General features: G+C 40.5%; 16 protein-coding genes, 4 tRNA genes and 2 pseudogenes. 21 read left to right on the top strand and 1 reads right to left on the bottom strand.

Annotation, left to right across the window (positions count from 1 at the left end; translation table 11 throughout):
* Nucleotides 1–3 precede the first annotated feature (3 nt).
* The 20 genes and pseudogenes from UP17_RS24960 to UP17_RS29645 form a co-directional block, all read left to right on the top strand.
* Complete coding sequence (locus tag UP17_RS24960; RefSeq protein WP_061465908.1) at nucleotides 4–1,974, top strand: DHH family phosphoesterase; 1,971 nt, start codon at nucleotides 4–6, stop codon at nucleotides 1,972–1,974.
* Nucleotides 1,971–2,420, top strand: a complete 450-nt coding sequence (gene rplI, locus UP17_RS24955; RefSeq protein WP_061465907.1) for a 50S ribosomal protein L9 — start codon at nucleotides 1,971–1,973, stop codon at nucleotides 2,418–2,420. The genes UP17_RS24960 and rplI overlap by 4 nt, the downstream gene beginning before the upstream one ends.
* 140 nt (nucleotides 2,421–2,560) lie before the next feature.
* A complete protein-coding gene (gene dnaB, locus UP17_RS24950; RefSeq protein ID WP_061465906.1) occupies nucleotides 2,561–3,925 on the top strand; it encodes a replicative DNA helicase in 1,365 nt (454 codons plus the stop codon).
* A 288-nt stretch (nucleotides 3,926–4,213) separates the two neighbouring features.
* Nucleotides 4,214–5,506 (top strand): adenylosuccinate synthase, encoded by a 1,293-nt coding sequence (locus tag UP17_RS24945; protein WP_061465905.1) that lies wholly within the window; start codon nucleotides 4,214–4,216, stop codon nucleotides 5,504–5,506.
* A 290-nt stretch (nucleotides 5,507–5,796) separates the two neighbouring features.
* Nucleotides 5,797–5,872 (top strand) — tRNA-Lys (locus tag UP17_RS24940).
* Between the two features lie 8 nt (nucleotides 5,873–5,880).
* Nucleotides 5,881–5,952, top strand: a tRNA-Glu gene (locus UP17_RS24935).
* A 22-nt stretch (nucleotides 5,953–5,974) separates the two neighbouring features.
* Nucleotides 5,975–6,050, top strand: a tRNA-Asp gene (locus UP17_RS24930).
* Nucleotides 6,051–6,081: 31 nt separating this feature from the next.
* Nucleotides 6,082–6,154, top strand: a tRNA-Phe gene (locus UP17_RS24925).
* A gap of 411 nt (nucleotides 6,155–6,565) precedes the next feature.
* Nucleotides 6,566–7,984 (top strand): peptidoglycan DD-metalloendopeptidase family protein, encoded by a 1,419-nt coding sequence (locus UP17_RS24920; RefSeq protein ID WP_061465904.1) that lies wholly within the window; start codon nucleotides 6,566–6,568, stop codon nucleotides 7,982–7,984.
* Between the two features lie 279 nt (nucleotides 7,985–8,263).
* Nucleotides 8,264–8,971, top strand: coding sequence for a response regulator YycF (gene yycF, locus UP17_RS24915; protein WP_034316131.1), 708 nt, complete (start codon nucleotides 8,264–8,266; stop codon nucleotides 8,969–8,971).
* 5 nt (nucleotides 8,972–8,976) lie between these two features.
* A complete protein-coding gene (gene walK / locus UP17_RS24910) occupies nucleotides 8,977–10,809 on the top strand; it encodes a cell wall metabolism sensor histidine kinase WalK (RefSeq protein WP_061465903.1) in 1,833 nt (610 codons plus the stop codon).
* Complete coding sequence (locus tag UP17_RS24905) at nucleotides 10,806–12,137, top strand: YycH family regulatory protein (RefSeq protein WP_061465902.1); 1,332 nt, start codon at nucleotides 10,806–10,808, stop codon at nucleotides 12,135–12,137. Before walK ends, UP17_RS24905 begins: the two co-directional genes overlap by 4 nt.
* Nucleotides 12,124–12,918 (top strand): two-component system regulatory protein YycI, encoded by a 795-nt coding sequence (locus tag UP17_RS24900; RefSeq protein WP_061465901.1) that lies wholly within the window; start codon nucleotides 12,124–12,126, stop codon nucleotides 12,916–12,918. Before UP17_RS24905 ends, UP17_RS24900 begins: the two co-directional genes overlap by 14 nt.
* Before the next feature lie 6 nt (nucleotides 12,919–12,924).
* A complete protein-coding gene (locus UP17_RS24895; RefSeq protein WP_061465900.1) occupies nucleotides 12,925–13,719 on the top strand; it encodes an MBL fold metallo-hydrolase in 795 nt (264 codons plus the stop codon).
* Between the two features lie 269 nt (nucleotides 13,720–13,988).
* Nucleotides 13,989–15,200, top strand: coding sequence for a S1C family serine protease (locus UP17_RS24890; protein ID WP_061465899.1), 1,212 nt, complete (start codon nucleotides 13,989–13,991; stop codon nucleotides 15,198–15,200).
* A 173-nt stretch (nucleotides 15,201–15,373) separates the two neighbouring features.
* On the top strand, nucleotides 15,374–15,535 hold the full coding sequence (locus tag UP17_RS27170; RefSeq protein ID WP_081108964.1) for a CxxH/CxxC protein: 162 nt from the start codon (nucleotides 15,374–15,376) through the stop codon (nucleotides 15,533–15,535).
* A 635-nt stretch (nucleotides 15,536–16,170) separates the two neighbouring features.
* Nucleotides 16,171–16,650, top strand: coding sequence for a 23S rRNA (pseudouridine(1915)-N(3))-methyltransferase RlmH (rlmH, locus tag UP17_RS24885; RefSeq protein WP_061465898.1), 480 nt, complete (start codon nucleotides 16,171–16,173; stop codon nucleotides 16,648–16,650).
* A gap of 60 nt (nucleotides 16,651–16,710) precedes the next feature.
* A complete protein-coding gene (rlmN, locus tag UP17_RS24880; protein ID WP_061465897.1) occupies nucleotides 16,711–17,778 on the top strand; it encodes a dual-specificity RNA methyltransferase RlmN in 1,068 nt (355 codons plus the stop codon).
* Between the two features lie 169 nt (nucleotides 17,779–17,947).
* A pseudogene (locus tag UP17_RS28085) lies at nucleotides 17,948–18,242 on the top strand (transposase); the annotation flags it as partial.
* Nucleotides 18,238–18,476, top strand: a pseudogene (locus UP17_RS29645) (transposase); the annotation flags it as partial. The pseudogenes UP17_RS28085 and UP17_RS29645, both read left to right, overlap by 5 nt.
* Nucleotides 18,477–18,626: 150 nt before the next feature.
* Here UP17_RS29645 and UP17_RS24875 read toward each other — a convergent pair.
* A complete protein-coding gene (locus tag UP17_RS24875) occupies nucleotides 18,627–18,959 on the bottom strand; it encodes a heme oxygenase (protein WP_061465896.1) in 333 nt (110 codons plus the stop codon).
* A 295-nt stretch (nucleotides 18,960–19,254) separates the two neighbouring features.
* Between UP17_RS24875 and UP17_RS24870 the strand changes: the two genes are divergently transcribed.
* The gene (locus UP17_RS24870) at nucleotides 19,255–20,703 is read left to right on the top strand and encodes a DEAD/DEAH box helicase (protein WP_061465895.1); all 1,449 of its coding nucleotides are present in this window, start codon (nucleotides 19,255–19,257) and stop codon (nucleotides 20,701–20,703) included.
* Nucleotides 20,704–20,964: the final 261 nt, after the last annotated feature.

The following is a 20,964-nucleotide window of genomic DNA, read 5'->3' as shown; positions in this document are numbered from 1 at the left end:
ACTATGCCATCTTATTTGAAAGAATACTCGATTAAGTCCCCAGTGTATGGGATGCTGGCCGCGGGCGTGTTACTTTTGGGCGTACTGGCTTATTATAATTGGGTTATTGCACTTGTTGGTTTATTGATTCTTGCTGGTTTATTTTATTTAACATTAAGAATGGTAGAAAAAAAGCAACGTAAGACAGAAGAATATATAACGACTTTATCTTACCGTTTAAAAAAGGTCGGTGAGGAAGCGTTATTGGAAATGCCAATTGGGATCATGCTCTTTAATGAGGATTATTACATTGAATGGACCAATCCATTCCTGGCTTCGTGTTTTAGTGAAGACTCCTTGGCAGGAAGATCGCTATACGATGTTGCGGACTCGATCGTTCCGTTAATTAAGCAAGAGATCGAGACAGAGACAATTACGCTCCACGATCGGAAATTCAAAGTGGTCCATAAGCGAGAGGAAAGGCTTCTTTACTTTTTTGATGTGACGGAGCAAGTGGAAATCGAGAAACTATATGAAGATGAGCGAACGGCAATTGCGATCATTCTCCTTGATAACTATGATGATTTGACACAGGGTATGGATGATCAGCGTAAAAGCAGCATTAATAGCTTGGTTACCTCACTTCTTGATAAATGGGCAAGGGATAATGGCGTTTTCTTTAAACGGGTTTCCTCGGAGCGATTCATCGCTGTCTTTAATGAGCATATCCTTCAGCAACTTGAGAAGGGAAAATTCTCGATTTTGGATGAAATCAGGGAAACGACGGCCAAGCAAAATGTACCATTGACCTTGAGCATCGGGGTCGGCTCGGCAGTGTCATCCTTACCGGAACTAGGTACACTTGCACAGTCCAGCTTGGATCTCGCTTTAGGACGGGGCGGTGATCAGGTAGCCATCAAGCAAGCGAATGGAAAAGTGAAATTCTATGGCGGTAAAACCAATCCGATGGAAAAACGCACGAGGGTCCGTGCACGTGTGATTTCCCATGCATTGAAGGATATAGTCCTTGATAGTGATAAAGTCATTGTCATGGGCCATAAAAACCCGGATATGGACGCAATCGGTTCAGCCATCGGCATTTTGAAAGTTGCCCAAATGAATGAACGTGAAGGCTATATTGTAATTAACACCCAGCAGCTTGATAGCAGTGTACTCCGTTTAATGGAGGAAATCAAAAATAAAGAAGAGCTTTATGCCCGGTTTATAACTCCTGATGATGCTCTTGAAATGATTACGGATGAGACATTGCTGGTTGTGGTCGATACACATAAACCTTCTATGGTAATTGAAGAGCGGTTATTGAATAGGATCGATAAGGTTGTAGTCATCGACCATCATCGCCGGGGTGAGGAGTTCATCAAAAACTCGTTGCTCGTCTATATGGAGCCATATGCGTCTTCAACAGCAGAACTTGTGACCGAACTGCTTGAATATCAGCCGAAACGCAGTAAGATAGATATGCTGGAATCAACGGCGCTACTTGCAGGTATCATTGTCGATACGAAAAGCTTCACTTTAAGAACAGGTTCACGTACTTTCGATGCAGCCTCTTATCTAAGGGCACATGGAGCTGATACGGTACTTGTCCAGAAGTTCTTAAAAGAAGACGTTGACACCTATATTAAACGGTCGAAGCTCATTGAAGAAGTTATCTTTTATAAAAAGGGAATTGCAATTGCCTCGGCAAAAACCGATCAGGTCCACAATCAGGTGCTCATTGCTCAGGCTGCGGACACCCTATTGACCATGGATGGCGTTGTTGCTTCCTTTGTAATGGCTAAGCGATCTGATGATACAGTAGGCATAAGTGCGCGATCCCTTGGTGATATCAATGTACAGGTGATCATGGAAATGTTAAATGGAGGCGGACATTTAACAAATGCCGCCACTCAACAGGCATGCTCCATTGATGAAGCAGAAAGTCGATTAAAAACAGCTATAGATGAATATTTAGAAGGGGGACAAAAAGAATGAAAGTAATATTTCTGAAAGACGTAAAAGGTAAAGGGAAAAAAGGGGAAGTTAAAAATGTTGCAGATGGTTATGCACATAATTTCCTGCTAAAACAAGGATTGGCCGTTGAAGCAAATAATACAAATGTAAAAACATTGGAAGCCCAGAAAAATAAAGAAGAATCACTTGCAGCAGAAGAACTGCAGCATGCTGAAGAATTGAAAGTGCAGCTGGAGAAACTAACGGTTGAACTATCTGCCAAAGCCGGTGAGGGCGGGCGTTTATTCGGTTCCATCACGACTAAACAAATTGCATCGGAGCTTCAGAAAAAACACGGTATCAAGGTTGATAAACGTAAAATGGAACTTGCTGAAGGCATCCGCACTTTAGGGCATACAAAGCTTCCAGTCAAGCTTCACCCTGAAGTCACTGCGACACTGACTGTGCATGTGAAAGAAATTAACTAATTTTAGCTGTTTCATATCTGTGAAAAATTGATAAAATAGAGATAGACGAAAAATGTGATTGGGCATGTTGTCCTTTCACTTTTTTCTTTTTTACTAGAAACATATAAATGGTATCCTCTTAGAATGGGAGGTTTTAAGATATGATAGAACAATTTCAGGATAGGATTCCCCCTCAAAATATAGAAGCCGAACAGGCTGTGCTAGGGGCCATTTTTCTTGAGCCCTCTTCATTGACCGTTACATCGGAAGTTTTGATTCCGGAGGATTTTTACAGAAGCTCTCATCAAAAAATCTTTAATGTGATGCTTAATTTGAATGACGAAGGAAAAGCTGTCGATTTGATCACGGTGACAGAGGAATTGGCTGCGACAAAAAACCTTGAAGAGGTTGGCGGAGTTTCTTATTTAAGTGAATTGGCCGGATCGGTACCTACCGCGGCCAATATTGAATATTATGCCCGCATCGTCGAGGAGAAGTCATTGCTGCGTCGTTTGATCAGGACAGCGACCAACATCGCTCAGGAAGGCTACAGTCGCGAGGACGAGGTCGAGGAGCTGCTCGGGGAAGCAGAAAAAACGATCATGGAAGTGGCCCAGCGTAAGAATTCCGGGTCTTTTCAAAATATTAAGGATGTATTGGTTGCGACGTACGATAACATAGAAATTTTGACTACCCGTAAAGGGGATGTCACGGGAATACCGACAGGGTTTGCTGAACTGGATCGAATGACAGCAGGGTTCCAACGTAATGACCTCATCATAGTGGGTGCCCGTCCTTCGGTTGGTAAAACCGCTTTTGCATTGAATATCGCTCAAAACGTTGCGACCAAAACGGAGGAGAATGTAGCGATTTTCAGTCTTGAAATGGGTGCAGAGCAGCTCGTTATGCGTATGCTCTGTGCTGAAGGAAATATCAACGCTCAGAATTTACGGACAGGTTCCTTAACGGATGAGGATTGGCGTAAATTGACGATGGCGATGGGAAGCTTGTCGAATGCCGGCATTTATATCGATGATACGCCAGGTGTGAGGATTGGTGAAATTCGTTCGAAATGCCGTCGTTTGAAGCAGGAACATGGGCTTGGGATGATATTGATCGATTACCTGCAGTTAATTCAAGGTGATGGTCGTTCAGGCGACAACCGTCAGCAAGAGGTATCCGAGATTTCACGTTCACTTAAAGCGCTCGCTCGTGAACTTAAAGTGCCCGTCATAGCCCTTTCCCAGCTATCGCGGGGAGTGGAGCAGCGCCAGGATAAGCGTCCGATGATGTCTGATATCAGGGAATCCGGGAGTATCGAGCAAGATGCCGATATCGTCGCATTCTTATACCGTGATGATTATTATGATAAAGAATCCGAGAATAAAAATATCATTGAAATCATTATAGCGAAACAGCGTAATGGTCCAGTAGGCACGGTTTCGCTTGCATTCGTGAAAGAATATAATAAATTCGTTAACCTCGAACGCCGCTTCGATGATGATTCGATGTCTCCCGGCGCATAGGGAACTGCCTGCCATTCATGCAATGGCGGGCTGTTTTTATTTTGGAAAAAGAAAGGGACTGGTGATAATAATAAAAGAAATCAAAGGGCAGAATAAGGATTGACAATCCAAAACCAATTTTGAAAACGGAAAGATTTTTTTCATATTTACGAACGAAGTATTTTTTGAAATGTGTAACGTTCGGATTTTGTATTGACTTCCACTTTGGATTATTGATAAAATAGGTTTGTTTGATAAGAACCGGTAAATAATCGGTATTACGTGAACCTTTGGAGGTGCTTTATTCAGATGTCATCAGTTGTAGTAGTCGGTACACAATGGGGAGACGAAGGTAAAGGTAAAATAACAGATTTTCTATCCCAGAATGCGGAAGCCATCGCTCGTTATCAAGGTGGGAATAATGCAGGGCATACAATAAAATTTAATGGCGTTACCTATAAACTGCATTTAATTCCGTCAGGGATTTTTTATAGTGATAAAATTTGTGTCATTGGAAATGGTATGGTGGTTGATCCAAAAGCTCTTGTAGAGGAGCTTGCTTATTTACATAGTCATGGAGTGAGTACGGATAATCTTCGTATCTCTAACCGTGCACATGTCATTCTTCCTTACCATATCAAATTGGATGAAGTCGAAGAAGACCGTAAAGGCGCTAATAAAATTGGAACGACAAAAAAAGGAATCGGCCCTGCTTATATGGACAAAGCTGCTCGTAACGGAATCCGTATGGCAGATCTTTTGGACCGTGAAATTTTTGAGGAAAAATTGGCTCAAAATCTTGTCGAAAAAAACCGTATGTTCGAACGCTTCTATGAAACGGAAGGTTTCAAAATCGAAGATATCATGGATGAATACTATGAGTACGGACAACAAGTGCAGAAATATGTTTGTGATACATCCGTTGTATTGAACGATGCACTTGATGAAGGAAAACGGGTATTATTCGAAGGGGCACAAGGTGTGATGCTTGATATCGATCAAGGAACATACCCATTCGTCACTTCATCTAATCCTGTTGCAGGTGGCGTTACGATCGGTTCTGGCGTAGGTCCTACAAAAATCAATCATGTGGTTGGAGTATGTAAAGCATATACAAGCCGTGTGGGCGATGGTCCTTTCCCTACAGAATTGCATGATGAAGTCGGTAACCAAATCCGTGAAGTTGGCCGTGAATATGGTACAACTACAGGCAGGCCGCGCCGTGTCGGCTGGTTTGATGCAGTTGTCGTTCGCCATGCACGCCGTGTCAGCGGGATTACCGATTTATCATTGAACTCGATTGACGTGTTATCAGGTCTTGATACGGTCAAAATTTGTGTAGCTTATGAATACAAAGGCGAAATCATTCATGAGGTTCCAGCAACATTAAAAGCGATTGGCGAATGTAAACCAGTTTATGAAGAGCTATCAGGCTGGTCAGAAGACATCACAGGATGCAAATCATTGGATGAGCTTCCAGAGAACGCTCGCCACTATGTAGAGCGCGTATCTCAATTGGTAGGCATTCCTTTGACTACTTTTTCTGTCGGTCCTGACCGCAACCAAACAAATATCGTGAGAAGCCCTTGGCGTCTAGCGTAATTGATGAAATGGAGCTGGCTTTTTAGCCGGCTCTTCTTCATTATTGGAATCAATCACTGCATTCTGATGTCACAATCGAGAGACCTGGGATATTGGAAGAATGGATTGAAACAGTAGGATAAAGGAAAAAGATAAAAAAAAATAATTTTATTTCAAAAAAACTATTGCCTAAACTATGATAACCATGATATTATCAAAAGCGTCGTCACAATAGAACAAGCATTAACAACATCAAGCGAGTAGCTGCATTGAGACGTGAAACATCCTGAAAAGTTACATTTCATTAGAACGAGCCATTAGCTCAGTTGGTAGAGCATCTGACTTTTAATCAGAGGGTCGAAGGTTCGAATCCTTCATGGCTCACCATTTTTTTCGGCCCATTGGTCAAGCGGTTAAGACACCGCCCTTTCACGGCGGTAACACGGGTTCGAATCCCGTATGGGTCACTTCTTTATATAATTCTTTACTGGTCCCGTGGTGTAGCGGTTAACATGCCTGCCTGTCACGCAGGAGATCGCGGGTTCGATTCCCGTCGGGACCGCCATTTTATTTTTTTGTTCTAAAATAGAATATTTGGCTCAGTAGCTCAGTCGGTAGAGCAAAGGACTGAAAATCCTTGTGTCGGCGGTTCGATTCCGTCCTGAGCCATCCTTTTTAAAAACGCCTTTCCTTTAGGGCGTTTTTTTTGTTTTACATCCAGATGTATTATAAATGAAATCTTGTTAATGAATTGTTAACGATTTGTAACATACCAATTTCACCCAAATTGGCATATAAACCGCTTTTATCCTTACGGGGCTTACGTCCACTCCTTATTTCGAAATGTATCGAATCTTCCTCATTAGCATATTTATTGGTACTTGTTGTCACCATTTATACAGTTCTATTACATTATCACGACTGTTTCTTGTTTTTTTTTTTATTATGGTAGAGTTATGAGTGAAAAATCATAATAGAAATCAGTCATATGCAAGTGGATATTTAAATTGGACTAATAAATCTCAAAATAAATTTGATTAGTTTCTTAATTGGTGACTGAGCCGTTAAGGAGGACAATATATGTTTAGCTCAAAAGGTAAGGGGATCATCCTGTTGATGGTTTCGGTCATTTTATTGCTTGCTGGAAATATGGCAACGGCCGCAGGGATATCGAAAACTGACACCATTCAGCATGTTTATCTTAATGATGAGTTCGTCGGAAGTGTGACGGATGAAACGGAAATAGAGGAGATCGTAGCCGATAAGGTAAAAGCAGCACAGAGAGATTATCCAGACTATACATTCGATAGGGAGTCGCAGCTGTCATATGTACCTGAAGAGGTATTTGATGAAGAAGTAAAAGAAGATCAGGCTGTAAAGCATATTCAAGAAAAGCTCAATGTGAAAGCAAAGGCGTATGAAATCGACATAGATAATCAGGCGGTCGCTTATGTTGCGTCAAGGGATGATGCTGAGGACGTTTTGGAAAAAATCAAGTTATTATATGTAAATGAAGAGGAATACGCTGAATATGAAACAGGTAAAAAAGGAAACGAAACGGGTGCAAAACCGTTAAAAGAACCAGGAAGTAGAATTCTGGACATCAAGTTTTCACTTCCCGTTACGTTTAAAGAATCAATGATCGATCCAGCTGAAATCAAGACCGTCGATGATACCCTTTCCATGATAGAAGAAGGAAAGAAAGAAAAGACGCTTTATGAGGCTATGGAAGATGAGGATCTTGAAGCAATTGCCAATCAGCATGATATGGACCTGGATCAACTGTTAGAGCTAAATCCAGGACAGGATGAGGGCAAAGGGCTTAAAAAGGGCGAGCATCTCTATGTGACCCAGCCTACGCCCTATGTGAACGTAATGGTGGAAAGAGAAGTATTAAAGGAAGAGAGGATTCCTTTCGAAAAGAAAGTGAAGGAGGATGACGAACTTCCCAAGGGTGAACTCATTACTGAACAAATTGGCAATGAGGGGGTTCAGGCATTCACATATGCAGTATCTGAAACAAATGGTAAGAAAATCAGTGAAACGATCGTAAAAAAAGAAAACACGGAAAAAGCCAAAATGGAAGTCACTAGAAAAGGCACGAAGGTCGTTCCTTCCCAGGGGAGCGGTACATATTCATGGCCTGCAGATGGGGGCTATATTTCCAGCAAGCAGGGGCAGCGCTGGGGGAAACTTCATAAAGGTATCGATATTGCCCGGCCAACCACCAGGACCATAACGGCAGCGGATCATGGGATAATCGAGACTGCTGGAAACTCCGGAGGGTATGGAAATAAGATAACGATCAATCATAATAACGGGTATAAGACAGTATATGCCCATTTGGATTCAATAAATGTAAAAGCTGGACAAAAGATTGAGAAGGGCATGAAAATTGGCATGATGGGTTCAACAGGGCACTCCACAGGTGTCCACCTCCATTTTGAAATATATAAAAACGGTTCTCTTGTAAATCCGCTAAACTATATAAGTCAGTAATCGATGGGAGTCTTCGAAAAATATTCGAGGACTTCTTCTGCTTCACAGATAGATGAGAATAATAGGAAAAAGGTGATTTAATGCCTATAAAATGATAAAGTAGAATAGATACAATTCGCTTTCATTCCGGTGTTCGGTCCCTTTTATTGGGTATATATATATAAATTTGTTGAACTGGGATGCTAGATTGGTGCAAGCAGAAGGAAAAGTGAATAAAGTCCCGGATAAGGACACGGTTTTTAATAGATTCAGTTTAGTTATTAAAAAGGAGATAAGCACATGGATAAGAAGATTCTGGTAGTGGATGATGAAAAGCCAATTGCCGATATATTACAATTCAATCTAAAAAAGGAAGGCTATGAAGTTTTTTGTGCTTATGATGGCAATGAAGCCCTCAAAATGGTAGAAGAACGGCAACCTGATTTGATTTTACTTGATATCATGCTACCGCAGCGCGATGGGATGGAAGTTTGCAGGGAAGTAAGGAAGAAGTATGAAACGCCAATCATCATGTTAACGGCTAAGGATTCAGAGATAGATAAAGTCTTAGGTTTAGAGCTTGGTGCGGATGACTATGTCACAAAGCCATTTAGTACCCGGGAAATAATTGCCCGCGTTAAGGCGAACTTAAGACGTCAGCAAGCGGTCCCGGTCCCAGATCAAGAAAATGAACCGAAGGAAATTACGATAGGAACGCTCACCATCCATCCGGATGCCTATGTGGTATCCAAACGGGGCGATACGATTGAATTAACTCATCGCGAATTTGAATTGCTTCATTACTTAGCGAAGCATATCGGTCAGGTCATGACAAGGGAGCACTTATTACAGACCGTGTGGGGCTATGATTATTTTGGTGATGTACGGACAGTCGATGTAACGGTCAGACGTCTTCGTGAGAAGATTGAAGACAATCCAAGCCATCCTGGTTGGATTGTAACTAGAAGAGGGGTCGGTTATTACCTGCGTAACCCTGAACAGGAGTAGTTCTTATGAAAAAGGTTGGTTTTTTTCGCTCAATCCATTTTAAATTTGTTCTGATTTATGTGTTGCTCATTTTTGTAGCGATGCAGATAATCGGGGTATATTTTGTTGGGGAATTGGAAGAAAATCTTGTCGGGAACTTCACGAAATCAATTAAAGGTCACGTTAACCTGCTTACCTACAGTATTGGTGAAGAAATGGAAAAAGAGAGGGGAGAGGAAGATCCAACCCTCGAAGAAGCGATTGAAATGATATTGAAAGACCCGGATAATTCTTCGAATGATATTTCGGAAGTACGTGTCATTGACACTCGCAGCAGGCGTGTGATTGGAACTTCAGCCCGAAGTAACCAGGATATTGTAGGGAAGAAGACAACGGAAGTCCTTATTAAAAATACGCTGATTAATGGAAAAGAAGAAAGTGACGTATTTCGAGATCAGAAAACCGGCAGGCGGCTCTGGGTTCTTTCGACACCCATTGAAGCAAATGGGAAGGTCATTGGCGCCGTCTATGTAATAGCAGAGATGGAGAATGTCTTTGAACAGATGGATGAAATCAATGGTATTTTCATGACGGGTACGGCCATCGCCTTGGTCATTACGGCCATCTTGGGGATCCTGCTCGCACGAACGATCACTCGACCCATGTCGGATATGAGAAAACAGGCCTTGGTGATGGCGAAAGGGAATTTCTCAAGAAAAGTAAGGGTATATGGCGATGATGAAATTGGCCAGCTTGCCGTCACTTTCAATAATTTGACTAAAAAGCTTCAAGAGTCGCAATCAAGCACAGAAGGAGAGCGCCGTAAGCTTTCATCCGTCCTCTCCAATATGACGGACGGTGTAATATCAACTGATAGGCGCGGTCGGGTGAACTTGATTAATGAACCGGCGGCACAATTACTGAATGTTTCGCGTGAAACCGTCATGAACCAACCGATCATCGAGGTTTTGGGTCTTGAAGAAGAGTTTAAATTTGAGGATTTACTGGAAGAGCGAGAGTCCGTCATCCTTGATTACAGCAAAAAAAATCGGCCTTTCATTTTGAGGGGGAACTTTTCGGTCATTCAAAAGGAAACGGGATTCGTTAATGGTTTGATTACTGTTTTGCATGATATAACAGAGCAGGAAAAAATCGAGGGCGAACGCAGGGAATTTGTTGCCAACGTATCACATGAACTACGAACTCCGCTAACGACGATGAGAAGTTACCTGGAAGCATTGGCTGAAGGTGCTTGGAAGGACGAGGAAATCGCTCCATCCTTTTTAAGTGTTACCCAAAATGAAACGGAGCGAATGATCAGGCTTGTTAATGATCTGTTACAGCTTTCGAAAATGGATAGTAAAGATTACAGGCTTAAGACGGGCTGGGTGAATTTCAATAAATTCTATGACCATATCATCGATCGTTTTGAAATGACGAAAAATGATGACATCACGTTTAAGCGTGATGTGCCTAAGGAAGCTTATTTCGTGGATATTGATGAAGATAAAATCACCCAGGTTCTCTATAATGTAATCTCCAACTCGTTGAAGTACTCACCTGAAGGGGGTCAAGTGACTTTCCGCGTCAGGGCTTCGGATGGCTTTATCATTGTGAGCATTACAGATCAAGGAGTGGGCATCCCGAAAAACGTCATTGATAAAATATTCGACCGCTTCTACCGTGTGGATAAAGCAAGGTCGCGGAATTTGGGCGGGACCGGGCTTGGTTTAGCGATCGCAAAAGAAATGGTCGTGGCGCATGGCGGGAAAATATGGGCGGAAAGTGTGGATGGAAAAGGAACTACGGTGTTCTTTACACTTCCTTACGAACAGGAAGAAGAGGATGATTGGTCATGAATTTTGAACGTGCAAAAAGTATCATACTGATTATTTTGGTTGGGACAAGCATTTTTTTGACTTGGAGCATTTGGACGTATGAGCCTGAATATGATAAATTTGGTGACCAATCGAATTATATAAAGATTAAAAGCGATGTCCAGATTGTTAGTGATGTAGTTAAACCAGTAAGTATCCTTTTTCATGGAAATGGGCAACATTTCCAGACTTCCAATCCGGTGGAAATAAATAAAATGGAAAAAGAATTTTCGCAATGGAGTTTTACCGGCGTAAAAGAGATATCCGTAAAAAGGCTGCAAAGGAAATTTGATGACTTTGTCCATGAAGATGGGTCGATTGAAATCGAATTTTCCGATGATGTGCCCATTTCCCTCTATAAAACGGTATTGAATATTACCGATAAGGACGTGCCTGGCTTTTCATTTGATCGGATCATCATTAAACAAAAGGATATCAGCGGTAATGAATCTGCCGTTTATTTTGTTTCTTACGATCAAGAGAAGATATATCAAGGTATGGTCGACTCTAAAAGACTAAGAGATTTCATGGATGATTTTTATACGGGTTCTTACAGTAAGCACCCTGAATACACGGCCGAAACCATAAACAGCAAAAGGACGTTGTTCGTTCCGGAAAAATCCATAGAGGTCAACAAACTTCAATATTATATTGACAATTTGGATATTGGAAACCTAAAAAATGCATTATTTAATGATCCGAAGTATGTACGCCAAGAACCTGTTTCGACCGGTGAGGAATACACGGATGGAACAAGACTGATGACGATCAATAAAGAGAATTACCTAATTTCTTATATCAATCCGGCACAAAAGGACAAGTTATTTGACAGTTCCGGTGACCTTCTGCAAAAGAGCATTGATTTCATCAATGATCATGCTGGTTGGGAAGATAATAATTATCGTTTTGCTTATATGTCGGAGAATGAGCAACGAGTGGTATTCCGCTTATTCGTAAATGGTTATCCGGCCTTCAATGAATCCGGAATGACTGAAATCGAGCAAATTTGGGGGAAAGAAGAAATTTATAGCTACGAGCGCCCGTACTTTTCACTTGCCTCAGTCCTCCCTTCAGAAGAATCGGTAGAGACTTTACCAAGTGGTAGAGAAGTCTTGAATCAGTTGAAATCGAAAGATAATATCGACTTTAAGAGCGTGGAGGACATCTCGATTGGCTATCAACTGAATAAATCCCTGGATTCCAAACTTGTTACACTAGTTACACTTGTACCCACTTGGTATTATCGTATCGGCGATAAATGGTTTATTGTGCCTGGAGATACGGGAGGCGATCAAAGTGGATTGGAATAATACAAAGTCAATTTTCATCATGGTCTTTTTCATTTTGAATATTTTTCTTCTTTATCAATTCCTGGAAAAGATTAATGACTACCAAATAGAAAATTTCACGGAGTCTTCTATAGATGAAATCTTGAAAGAAGATGAGATTTCAATAGAAACCCCACTTCCGAAACAAAAGTTGGATCAATTCCTAATTGCCCAAAGCAAGACTTTCGAGAAGAAAGATATACAGGACCTGAAAAATCAAAAAGCAAAAATCATCGATGATAAGAAGCTCGTAGGTACATTTAAAACACCGGTTAGCATGAAAGCGGAAATTCATGCTGCAGACCTTGATATATTCCTGAAGGAGTATATATTAAATGGAGCTGACTATCACTTTTGGAGCTATGATAAAATCAGTCAGACCATCATCTGCTATCAAGTGGAAGATAAAAAGATGTTTTATAACAATAGTAAGGGCAAGGTCACTTTATATCTGAACAAAAAGGGTGAAATCGTCTCCTATGAACAGATGTATTTAGAGGGGATTAAAAAATTCAATAAACCCAAGGAATTGATACCTGCTTTAACTGCTATTGGAGCTTTATATGATAATGGTGATATTGATCCCAAAAGCAAAGTCACGAATGTAAAACTAGGTTTTTATAATTCGCTGCAGACGACATCTGTATCACATTTACTTGTGCCAACATGGTGGGTGGTCCTTAATGACAAAACGGATCTCTTCGTGAATGCTATTGATGGAGAGGTCATTGAATTAAATACAGAAGAAAAAATACTGGAGTGAGTATAGATGACTATGCATTTTAGTGTTCTCGCAAGCGGGAGTACAGGAAATGCCTTATTCGTGGAAACGGAGGATCAATCTTTCCTTGTCGATGCCGGCTTAAGCGGTAAGGCTTTGGAAGCATTGTTTCAGGATATAGGCCGTGATATGTCGAAGTTATCCGGTATCCTTGTTACCCATGAACACAGCGACCATATTAAAGGTCTGGGCGTGGTTGCCAGAAAACATAAACTCCCGATCTATGCGAATGCAAAGACATGGAATGCCATGGAACGATCAATCGGTGAAATTGCAACCGAACAAAAATTCACATTTGAAATGGAACAGGTCAAAACGTTCGGCAGTCTTAATATAGAATCTTTTGGTGTTTCTCATGATGCGGCAGAGCCGATGTTTTACGTCTTTCATCATGAAGACAAAAAACTAGTGGTCATCACTGATACAGGGTATGTAAGTGATCGGATGAAAGGAATCATCTCGAATGCCGATGCATATGTATTCGAAAGTAACCATGATGTGTCCATGTTGAGGATGGGAAAATATCCATGGAGCATTAAGCGCCGGATTTTAAGTGATGTTGGTCATGTTTGTAATGAAGATGCAGCCCTTGCAATGAGTGAAGTGGCCGGTGATAAGACCAAGCGGATTTATTTGGCTCACTTAAGTCTTGATAACAATATGAAGGATCTAGCAAGAATGTCGGTAGAACAGACCTTAAAAACAAAGGGGATCATCGTTGGTGATCAATTCTCCTTATATGACACTGATCCAAAAAGACCAACGGAACTTGTTACGTTATAAATAAAAGGAATGGATGAGGGATACCTTGTTCATTCCTTTTTATTTTTAAAATTTCGATTCATAAGTTACTATTCGGATTAAAAGGGGTATCGTTTGGTTAGAACTGTATAGGAAAAAGAAAATGGCTGAACCTGGTCAATTTTAAATTTCCCTTTAAATAAAAGTATACATTTTTTTAGAAAATTTTCGGTAAATGAGTATAATTGAGGGAGGATACCAAACAATAGAATTGCTATAATTCATTCCTAAAATGAGAGGATGGAACGGTCTTGGGTTATTATGATCAGAATGATGAGAACCAAAATAAACGGAAAAAGAGCAATACGAGCTATTTTTTAGCTGGCTTGGGAGGCGCCATCATTGGGGCTTTACTTATTTTATTATTTTTTCCGGGAAGTGGACTGTTAAATAACGAAACTACAACGGAAAAATCAACGGGGAGTGAGCCCACTAAGCAGTCCCAGGAAAACCTTACTGTAGATGTAACAAGTGCCGTCACCAATGCTGTAGATAAGGCCAGCGACGCAGTGGTCGGCATCTCTAACATTCAGAAAACGAACTTCTGGGGTCAAGGGGGCAACGCCGAGGACAGTTCAGCCGAAGCTGGCACTGGTTCTGGTGTCGTCTATAAAAAAGACGGGGGCAAGGCCTATATTGTTACGAATAACCACGTCATTGAAGGCGCTAATGAATTGGAAGTGACATTAAGTGATGGCACTAAATTGCCAGCTAAACTACAAGGTAGTGACCCATGGACCGATTTAGCGGTCATTGTCGTGAATGGTGATAAAGTCAAAACCATTGCTGAATTCGGAAAATCCAGCAAATTGAAACCAGGTGAGCCCGTGATTGCCATCGGTAACCCATTAGGCCTCCAATTCTCCGGATCAGTTACACAAGGGATCATCTCCGGTTTGGAGCGTACGATAGAGGTGGATATCAATGAGGACGGACAAGTCGATTGGAATGCAGAGGTCATCCAGACCGATGCGGCGATTAACCCTGGGAACAGCGGGGGAGCACTCGTTAATATGTCAGGGCAGGTCATCGGAATAAATTCCATGAAGATAGCAGAAAATGCGGTGGAAGGAATCGGTCTTTCCATTCCAATTGATTCAGTTATTCCAATTATTAATGATATTGAGGAATTTGGTGAAGTGAAACGTGCATACTTGGGTGTGAACTTAACATCCGTAAAGGAAATTTCCCAATACCATCAGAAAAATACATTAAAGTTGCCAAGGAAAGTTACTGCGGGTGTTGCAATAACAGGCGTTCAAAGCAACTCTCCTGCATCTAGAGCAGGATTGAAGGAATTTGACGTCATTGTGGGAATGGATAATGAAAAAATCCATGACGTCGTGGAATTAAGGAAATACCTTTACATTGATAAGAAAATCGGTGATAAAGTTAAAATCATTTATTACCGTGACGGAAAGAAAGAAACTACGGAAGTCAAGCTTTCAAGCAGCGAAATCTAAAACGGAAAGGACAGGGGGCAGTCATTGCTTCCTGTCTTTTATATTTCCTTGTGATTTTCTTATTTTTTGTTACGATTACCTGTGGATATATACTGAAATTAGAGATTTCACGTAACTTGTGGATAATTGGGAATAAGTACTTGGAGTAATGAGTGAGAAAGGAGGAATGAAAGATGAAATTATATTGCTGTCAGGAACACGTGGACATGGCGCTGGATGAAGTGGTATACGAATGTGAAACATATCCTGTTTTAACGCTGGTTTCTGAAGAAAAACAGTTATCAACAACCTGTGAATATTGTCGAAACATGGCAATATATCTAGTAGGGAACTAATATTCCCATACAAGATGTGGATAGTTTTTGTGGATATGTGGATAACTATTGTGGATAACATGTTTGTAACCTGTTCTTAACCTGTTCTTAACATTTTCCGAAGAATGAACTGGAGGGTAGAATTATTGTAGATAAAAGCATTTTTGTATAAACAATAATGGCCATTTAGGAAAGTGGATCCTTGGAAAATCAATCATAATCCTTATCGAAGCTGAACATAGGACCATCCACATTTTAACGATGAACATTAAAAATAAAGGCTCTTTTCGTAAAGATTGTTGTTTTTAAAACGAAACTATTTAAGGTTGATTGGAGCGGAAGTGCGAGACTCCTGCGGGAGCAGCGGGACAGGTGAGACCCCACAGGCGTTTACGCCGAGGAGGCTCACCGCCCGCCCCGCGGAAAGCGAGCATCTGGAGGGGAAATCAACCACAACTCACTACCTGGTAAATAGTGAAGGTTACCGTTGCCGCTTTCAGGGGCAGCGGTTTTTACTTTAAGGGCCATGGAACCCCTTCATTAAAAATTGGCAAGGATATGCTTGTTTTGCTTATAGGCCACTCTAAGGTATGATATAAGATAGGCAAAAATCCAACAACTGAAAGTAAAAACATAGTGAAAGTTAGAGGATATATATGAAAATAACGATTATTACTGTTGGCAAGCTAAAGGAAAAATACTTAAAGCAAGGAATTGCTGAATATACAAAAAGGTTAAGTGCCTATGCTAATATAGAACTTGTTGAAGTACCGGATGAAAAAGCTCCAGAGAACCTGAGTGCTGCGGACATGGACATCGTAAAGCAAAAGGAAGGTGAACGTATCCTGGCCAAAGTCAGCCCGGACACCTACGTAATAACGCTTGAAATCAATGGAAAACAGCTTACTTCCGAGCAGCTGGCCACTCAAATCGATCAGCTCGCCACTTATGGAAAGAGCAAAATTGCCTTTATTATTGGCGGGTCTCTTGGGCTTAGCACTGAGGTGGTTTCAAGAAGTGATTATGCCCTTTCCTTCTCTAAAATGACCTTTCCGCATCAATTAATGAAACTAGTTCTATTGGAGCAAATATATCGGGCTTTTCGGATAAATAGAAATGAACCATATCATAAATGAAAGAGTTAATCCCGGTGAATTTAAAAATTAAAACTTAATGAAATGAAAAGAGGGTAACGAATGAATAAAGAGTCCATTTATGGTTTAACATTCGAACAATTAACAGCATGGCTTTTGGACCATGGCCATAAAAAATTCAGAGCTTCCCAAGTCTGGGAGTGGCTTTATAGAACACGTGTGACGAGTTTCTCTGAAATGACGGATGTTAATAAAGAGTGCATAAAATTACTTGAAGAGCACTTTGTCATCCAGACTTTGACTGAGCACGTTAAGCAAGAATCAGCAGATGGTACGATCAAGTTCTTGTTTAAATTACAGGATGGAAACCTTATCGAAACGGTTATGATGAGACATAAATACGGAATTTCGGTTTGTGTCACCACCCAAGTGGGCTGTAATATTGGCTGCAGTTTCTGTGCCAGTGGATTATTGGCCAAAAGCCGTGATCTATCCAGCGGGGAAATAGTGGAACAAATCATGAACGTTCAATTGCATCTAGATAAATTGGAACAAGAGGATGTTGTAAGCCATGTTGTTGTAATGGGTATTGGTGAGCCGTTCGATAACTTTGAAAATATGATAGACTTTTTGAAGGTGCTCATGGACCATAAGGGTCTTGCTATCGCTGCTAGGCGGATTACTGTTTCGACGAGCGGTCTTGCCAACAAGATTTATGAATTCACCGATACTAAATTACAGGTGAATTTGGCCATCTCATTACATGCGCCAAATAATGAACTTAGGACACGAATCATGAAAATAAACCGAGGTATTCCGATAGAAAAATTAATGAAATCTCTTGATTATTATTTAGAGAAAACGAATAGGAGAATTACGATTGAATATATCCTATTGAAAGATGTCAATGACCATCAAGAAGAAGCCGAGCAACTCGCCGACCTTCTTGATGACAAAAAACATCGGCTCTATGTCAACCTGATTCCATATAATCCTGTAGATGAGCATAGCCAATACCAAAGAAGTGAAAAAGAGTCCGTTCTCTCGTTCTATGATACGCTGAAAAAGAGAGGCGTAAATTGTAAAATCCGCCAAGAACATGGAACGGATATTGATGCAGCTTGCGGACAGCTAAGAAGCAAACAAATCAAGAAAGCTGAAGCCCAATAATTTACCAAGTGGGACCAAGCCATAAACCCCATTAAAAAGAAGCCGGATATTTCGAGGGCACTGAAAAAGTCCCTTCGAACCAATAGAGGTAGATTTTCTCGTTTATTCTGAGGAAATCTACCTTTTTTGTTTTATAATCAAAGGTAAAAAATTTATGTGGGTGAGTACGATGATTCAAAAACAAACGTCTATGGTTTTTAGTCCATATATGGCCATTTATGATGTAGTGGTTCCAAAGGATAACATGTTACGCAAGATCAATGAACTTATTGACTTGTCTTTTGTGTTGGAAGAATTGAGGGACAACTACTGTCTTGTATAACGGTAGGAATGCTGTCGATCCAATACGTATGTTTAAATATTTGCTGCTCAAGACCATTCATGACCTATCAGATGTGGATATAGTTGAGCGTTCCAGGTATGACATGTCCTTTAAATATTTCCTCGGCATGGCTCCAGAAGACCTATTTTGTCAGTATTAAATCCAATGAACATACAGAACAGGCTACATTCCAGAAAGTGAGTATTTTAAAGAAAAATCAAAAGAACGGTATAAAATAGAAGCGAAAAACAGTGAATTGAAACAAAGATACGGGTATGATGTTGCAAAGTCCTCGGGTCTACTTGGCATGGAATTACAAGGAGCAATGGCTATTTTCACCGTTAACTTGAAAAGAGTATTGAAATTAATGGCCTAAAAAAGTGACACACAGAAGCAAAAAAAGACGATTTCCATTCAAGTATCGAATGAGAATCGTCTTTTTTTAGTTTGATTTACCGTACTAGTTAGAAAAACGTGAGCTTTTCAGCAGCCTCCATATTTCGCGGCCTTTTTTGGTGTGATTTTATTATTTAGCTATTTCTTTTACCGAGGCGACTTCATACGTAGTTAGCTCGCTGCCTAGAATTGGAGATTCTTTTTTAGCTTCACCGGAACTTGGTTCAGGCCGTTTATGTGCAGCTTTGAATGCATCGCTATTTCTCCAAGCAGTAAAGTTATCAAGGCTTTCCCAGTACATGTTAACGCTTAGTTCATCGTGATCCGATAAGTTCTGCGTTAATAATACTTCAACTTTTACGAAGCCTTCCGTAGTATCAAGTGGACCTGGAGCAGTGAATCCTGGGGCCATGACTGCCCCCATACCTTTTTTGACTCTGATTCTATTCGTTACGATTATCATAAATCAGCACTCCTTTTGGATATCGGCTTTTAATCTACGCTGTTTCCGCTTTAATATCATACATATTTTAGCATATTGAAAGAAGCTGGGTCCATTTTGATTAATCAAGATCATTGAATCCGGAATGACCAACCTTTTTAATGATGATGAAGATTCATTATATTGAAATAAGTCAATTGAATTTGGTTATTACAAGGTTTATCGTTTCATATCGCGTATAATAGAACCTTGTATAAGGAAATTATGATTATGGAAACAATAATGTAAGATACTAAATAACAAAAGAGGCTGTTATATGAATGAATTGAATTTTACTGATTATACATTAAGTGATGAAATTGTAAGGGCATTAGAAAGCTTGGGTTACCAACGTCCAACCGAAGTACAGCGCGAAGTGATTCCAGTGGCATTGAAAAGGCAGGATCTTGTCGTAAAATCCCAAACAGGCAGTGGCAAGACCGCTGCATTCGGCATACCGATATGCGAAATGGTCGATTGGGAGGAGAATAAGCCTCAGGCGCTTATTTTAACACCGACACGTGAGCTTGCTGTACAGGTAAAAGAGGATATTACGAATATTGGCAGATTTAAACGGATAAAGGCAACGGCGGTTTATGGAAAACATCCATTCGCTTTGCAAAAAGCGGAATTGAAACAAAAGAGCCATGTAGTCGTTGGAACCCCGGGGCGTGTTCTGGATCATATCGAGAAAGGGACATTCGTCCTGGAACGTTTAACTCATTTAGTTATTGATGAAGCGGATGAAATGCTGAATATGGGCTTCATTGATCAAGTGGAGGCCATCATTAAAGAGCTTCCTAAAGAAAGAGTAACCATGCTGTTCTCCGCTACGTTACCTGAGAGCATAAAAAAGCTTTGTAAGCAGTATATGAAAGATCCTTTGGATATTGAAATCAAGGCTAAGGGGTTAACGACCGAAAAAATTGAACATGCTCTTATTGAAGTGAGAGAGGATGATAAGTTTTCCCTGCTTAGAGATGTAACCATCACGGAAAACCCCGATAGCTGCATCATTTTCTGTCGGACGAAAGATAGGGTCGACCAAGTATGTGAAATGCTAATGGATCAGGAATATCCTTGTGATATGATTCACGGCGGCATGCTTCAGGAAGATCGTCTTGCAGTGATGAATGAATTCAGAAGAGGTGAATTCCGCTATTTGGTTGCGACAGATGTTGCTGCACGCGGAATTGACATCGACAATATAACCCATGTGATTAACTATGACCTGCCATTGGAAAAGGAAAGTTACGTACATCGAACTGGAAGAACGGGCCGTGCAGGTAAAAAAGGAAAAGCCATTACTTTTGTGACGCCGTACGAAGACAAATTCCTTACTGAGATTCAAGGATATATCGGTTTTGAAATCCCTAAGATGCCCGTTCCATCAAAAGAGGATGTCTCCAATAAAAAAATGGATTTCGAAGCAAAACTGGAAGCTCGTCCAAAGATAAAAAAAGATAAAAGTGAAAAATTGAATAAACAAATCATGAAGCTGTATTTTAATGGCGGAAAGAAAAAGAAAATCAGGGCTGTTGATTTTGTCGGAACTATCGCAAAGATTGATGGAGTGAATGCTGAGGATATCGGGATCATTACGATTCAGGATAATGTTTCTTATGTGGAAATATTGAATGAAAAGGGACCGCTTGTCTTGAAAGTGATGAAAAATACGAAAGTAAAAGGGAAACTTTTGAAGGTTTCAGAGGCCTTTAAGAACTAAAGGTGCCGAATAAAAAAGAAGCGGGAAGCTGAAAATCTGTCTTTCCGCTTCTTTTTTTATTTGTATTTTAATATAATGAAAAATTGACCTTAAGAATATTACGTTACGTCCCCAGTGATTCAAAACTGGGGATTTTTTGTTTTTTGAAGACGGGAAGGATCTTTTTCTGAATTCTGTTTAGCCGTCAAATGAGAGTGGTATATGAGGAAGGATTACACAATTGTTTCAAATTTTAAAGTAAGTACATACAACACGAATTAA

It is taken from the genome of Peribacillus simplex (genome assembly GCF_001578185.1).
Classification (GTDB): Bacteria; Bacillota; Bacilli; order Bacillales; family DSM-1321; genus Peribacillus; species Peribacillus simplex_A.
This window is presented reverse-complemented; position numbering and strand designations above follow the sequence as displayed.

Coding starts and splice junctions, on each gene's coding strand:
- UP17_RS24960 (WP_061465908.1), top strand. CDS start 4: ATGCCATCTTATTTGAAAGAATACTCGATTAAGTCCCCAGTGTATGGG.
- rplI (WP_061465907.1), top strand. CDS start 1,971: ATGAAAGTAATATTTCTGAAAGACGTAAAAGGTAAAGGGAAAAAAGGG.
- dnaB (WP_061465906.1), top strand. CDS start 2,561: ATGATAGAACAATTTCAGGATAGGATTCCCCCTCAAAATATAGAAGCC.
- UP17_RS24945 (WP_061465905.1), top strand. CDS start 4,214: ATGTCATCAGTTGTAGTAGTCGGTACACAATGGGGAGACGAAGGTAAA.
- UP17_RS24920 (WP_061465904.1), top strand. CDS start 6,566: ATGTTTAGCTCAAAAGGTAAGGGGATCATCCTGTTGATGGTTTCGGTC.
- yycF (WP_034316131.1), top strand. CDS start 8,264: ATGGATAAGAAGATTCTGGTAGTGGATGATGAAAAGCCAATTGCCGAT.
- walK (WP_061465903.1), top strand. CDS start 8,977: ATGAAAAAGGTTGGTTTTTTTCGCTCAATCCATTTTAAATTTGTTCTG.
- UP17_RS24905 (WP_061465902.1), top strand. CDS start 10,806: ATGAATTTTGAACGTGCAAAAAGTATCATACTGATTATTTTGGTTGGG.
- UP17_RS24895 (WP_061465900.1), top strand. CDS start 12,925: ATGACTATGCATTTTAGTGTTCTCGCAAGCGGGAGTACAGGAAATGCC.
- UP17_RS27170 (WP_081108964.1), top strand. CDS start 15,374: ATGAAATTATATTGCTGTCAGGAACACGTGGACATGGCGCTGGATGAA.
- rlmH (WP_061465898.1), top strand. CDS start 16,171: ATGAAAATAACGATTATTACTGTTGGCAAGCTAAAGGAAAAATACTTA.
- rlmN (WP_061465897.1), top strand. CDS start 16,711: ATGAATAAAGAGTCCATTTATGGTTTAACATTCGAACAATTAACAGCA.
- UP17_RS24875 (WP_061465896.1), bottom strand. CDS start 18,959: ATGATAATCGTAACGAATAGAATCAGAGTCAAAAAAGGTATGGGGGCA.
- UP17_RS24870 (WP_061465895.1), top strand. CDS start 19,255: ATGAATGAATTGAATTTTACTGATTATACATTAAGTGATGAAATTGTA.